Genomic DNA, 3,551 nt, shown 5'->3' on the forward strand with positions numbered 1-3,551 from the left:
GGCATAGCCATCAGAACATGACCACCTGCAAAGCAGGTGGGTTTTTAAGGTTAACTAAAAACTCACAACTAAAAGAATCCCGAAGCCCTTTTAAACTTTACTAAATATAGTAACATCTGTTTTTTATACAAACTATATAATAATTAATTGAACTCAATTATTTACCCCCATCTCCTCCAAATACTCCCTTAAACTATCTCTCCAATACGGGATATCCATTTTAAAATCTCTTTTAAAAGCCTGCTTGCTCAACACGGAAAATTTCGGTCTTTTTGCTTTGGTCGGATATTCGGAAGACGGAACGGGGATGACCTTGCAGGGTAATTTACCGTATTCCATGACCGCCTTTGCAAAATCGAACCAGGAGCATACGCCCTCGTTGGTATAGTGATAGGTCCTTACTTCCTTATTGTCCAGCCCCGGAAGTATTTCCAGGATAGCGGCAGCGAGGTCACCGGCACGGGTAGGAGTTCCCACCTGGTCATCTACTACCTTTACCACATCCTTTTCCTTCCCCAATTTCAGCATGGTCCTGACAAAGTTATTGCCCCCTGGCGCATATACCCATGAGGTACGGATAATCACGGACCGGGGCGGGTTTATCCTCCGCATCGCTTCTTCGCCTTCCCATTTGGTCTTACCGTAGATCCCCAGCGGGGCGGCAGGGTCTTCTTCGAAATAGGGACTGTTTTTTTGCCCGTCAAACACGTAATCCGTGGAAATATGAACCATCTTCAGCTGCTTTTCTTTACATATCCCGGCAAATATTTCCACCGCTTCGCTGTTCACCTGCGCAGCCCGTTCCGGATTGTCCTCGGCATCGTCTACGGCTGTATAGGCAGCACAGTTAATAATGGCTTCTACCGGGTGCTTTTCCAGGAACTTCCTCACATTCCCCGCATGGGTAATATCCAGCATGTCCCGGCTGACGAAAAGAAAATCCTCTTTTCGGGAAACGGACAGTTTTTTTAGTTCGGAACCGACCTGCCCGGATGCTCCCGTAACCAGTATCTTACGCATTCCGTTCGGTTTTAAATTCAAAATATTCGGCTTCGGCAAACGGGGGCTGATCCTGGTCTTTGGCAGACAATTTTAACCGGCTTTCGGGCAACTGCCAATCGATGCCAAGGGCAGGATCGTTAAAACGTATGCCCCTTTCACTTTCCGGGTGGTAGTAGGCATCTGTTTTATATGTGAAAACCGCCGTTTCGCTCAATACTACAAAACCGTGTGCAAATCCCCTGGGAATAAATAATTGTTTTTTATTTTCCCCGGAAAGTTCTACGGCTACCCATTTCCCGAAAGTGGGGGACCCTTTCCGGATGTCGAGGGATACATCCAGCACCCGGCCTTCGATAACACGTACCAGCTTTGCCTGTGCATGCGGAGGTAATTGATAATGCAACCCTCGCAGAACCCCCCGGGAGGACCTGGATTCGTTATCCTGGCAAAAATTCAGTTTTTCACCTGTGAATGCTTCAAACCGGTCCTTCCGGAAACTCTCCATAAAATACCCCCGGTGGTCTCCGTGTATTTCGGGTTCGCAGATAATGACCTCCGGTATTTCGGTTCGGGTAAAGTTCATATATTCTTATTTATTCTTTAACGGGTTATGTGTCCGGCTTCTCTATTTTAAGGATTTTCGGTTCTTTATATTTTACGGGGCCACGGATACACGAATTGTTTATTTATCCTGTATTGTGATTGATTATGGTTAAAGCGGGGATTGTTTTATCCTTTACACCCGTGTATTTTCTATACACAAAGATCACCTCTTTTTAGTATTTGACAAAATCTGCTTTTAATACTACTTAGTAAGAAATCACTGCCCTTGTTCTGAAAGCCCCTGGCTTTCTTTATCCGGAATAAGTATTTATGTATTTTTATTTATTTCGTTTCTCCCAACAGCTGCTTTCCAATCATAAACCCAACTAAACTCCCCTCTTCCGATGGTCCCGATACTTATCGGGATCGGGAGAAGAGGGTTGGACCGCTTTGTGGGACGGGGAGTTTTGACAAGCCTGAACCTTAGTGTATAAACCTAAACATTTGCGCTTATCCTATGGTCCGGGAGGTCAAAACCCTCCGTCTCATCATAGATGAGCCACCTCCCTTCATCTGAAGGGAGGAGCCTTTTGTTTTTTTCTCCTTTTTTTACCCCATTATAACTCAACAGAGCTCCCCTCTTCAGATGAAGAGGGGTGAACCGCTTTGCGGGACGGGGAGTTTTGACAAGCCTGAACCTTGGCTTATAGACACAAGTATTTGCGCTTACCCTATGGTCCGGGATTTCAAACCCTCCGTCTCATCATAGATGAGCCACCTCCCTTCTCCCGATATACATCGGGATGAAGGGAGGAGCTTTTTTATACCCCTTAACATACTGCCTAAATAATCAAATAATTCTCACTCCAAAACTCACAACTAAAAGAGCGGTACTCAGTTTACGGAAGGAACTTATTTGCTGTTAACTTAAAACCAAATACACTTTTAACCCTGCATTTTTACAGTTCTCCACTCCTATTCACTTTTCGCAATAAATACTGTCCGTACGCACTTTTATGCATGGGTTCTGCCAGGGCGAGTAACTGTTCCCTGTTTATATATTTCCGGTCAAAGGCTATTTCTTCGAGACAGGCTACTTTAAGTCCCTGTCGTTTTTCGATGGTCTGGATGAAATTGGAGGCTTCCATCATAGATTCGTGGGTACCGGTATCGAGCCAGGCAAATCCCCTTCCCATAAGTTCTACTTTTAAATCCCCACGGCGCAGGTACTCCTGGTTCACGGATGTTATTTCCAGTTCTCCCCTGTCACTGGGCTTTACCGCTGCGGCAATGTTGACTACGGAATTCGGGTAGAAGTAAAGCCCGGTAACCGCGTAATTACTCTTCGGGATCTTTGGTTTTTCTTCGATACTGAGGGCATTGCCTTCGGCATCGAAATCTATGACGCCGTACCGCTCCGGGTCCTGTACATAGTAGCCGAATACGGTAGCTTTGTTCTCTTCCTCCACATTCCGCACCGATCTCTGCAAGAGCCCGGTCAACCCGTGACCGTAAAATATATTGTCTCCCAAAACCAGGCATACGTTGTCGTTCCCTATAAATTCCTTTCCTATGATAAAAGACTGGGCCAACCCGTCCGGGCTCGGCTGCTCCGCATAGTGCAGGCGAATGCCCAGGTCCGAACCGTCTCCCAACAATTTTTTGAAATTGCCCAGATCTTCCGGGGTGGATATCAGAAGTATTTCCCGTATCCCGGCCAGCATAAGTACGGAAACGGGATAATAGATCATGGGTTTATCATAAATAGCAAGCAACTGCTTGGAGACACCTTTGGTTACCGGGTATAAACGGGTACCGGCCCCCCCGGCCAGGACAATTCCTTTCATACTACTCCTTTTTGTTATCATTAATCCTATAAATGTATAAATATATAATGAACTCTGTGGATTTTTTGGGAGAAGACGGTGGCTTCGGTACACCCCGGCGGAGCCGGGGCACTCAGCCACCTACGTTCTGGCTATATTATGGAACGTTAGGTTACTGGA

3 protein-coding genes are annotated in these 3,551 nt (G+C 46.0%); all 3 read right to left on the reverse strand.

What is annotated here, in order from left to right:
- Positions 1-153: 153 nt before the first annotated feature.
- Positions 154-1,020 (reverse strand): dTDP-4-dehydrorhamnose reductase, encoded by an 867-nt coding sequence (rfbD, locus tag ED312_RS20650; protein WP_123217921.1) that lies wholly within the window; start codon positions 1,018-1,020, stop codon positions 154-156.
- Positions 1,013-1,585, reverse strand: a complete 573-nt coding sequence (gene rfbC / locus ED312_RS20655) for a dTDP-4-dehydrorhamnose 3,5-epimerase (RefSeq protein WP_123217922.1) — start codon at positions 1,583-1,585, stop codon at positions 1,013-1,015. The genes rfbD and rfbC overlap by 8 nt, the downstream gene beginning before the upstream one ends.
- Positions 1,586-2,504: 919 nt before the next feature.
- A complete protein-coding gene (gene rfbA, locus ED312_RS20660) occupies positions 2,505-3,392 on the reverse strand; it encodes a glucose-1-phosphate thymidylyltransferase RfbA (RefSeq protein WP_123217923.1) in 888 nt (295 codons plus the stop codon).
- Between the last annotated feature and the right edge of the window lie 159 nt (positions 3,393-3,551).

The organism is Sinomicrobium pectinilyticum, from assembly GCF_003725735.1.
GTDB classification, from domain to species: domain Bacteria; phylum Bacteroidota; class Bacteroidia; order Flavobacteriales; family Flavobacteriaceae; genus Sinomicrobium; species Sinomicrobium pectinilyticum.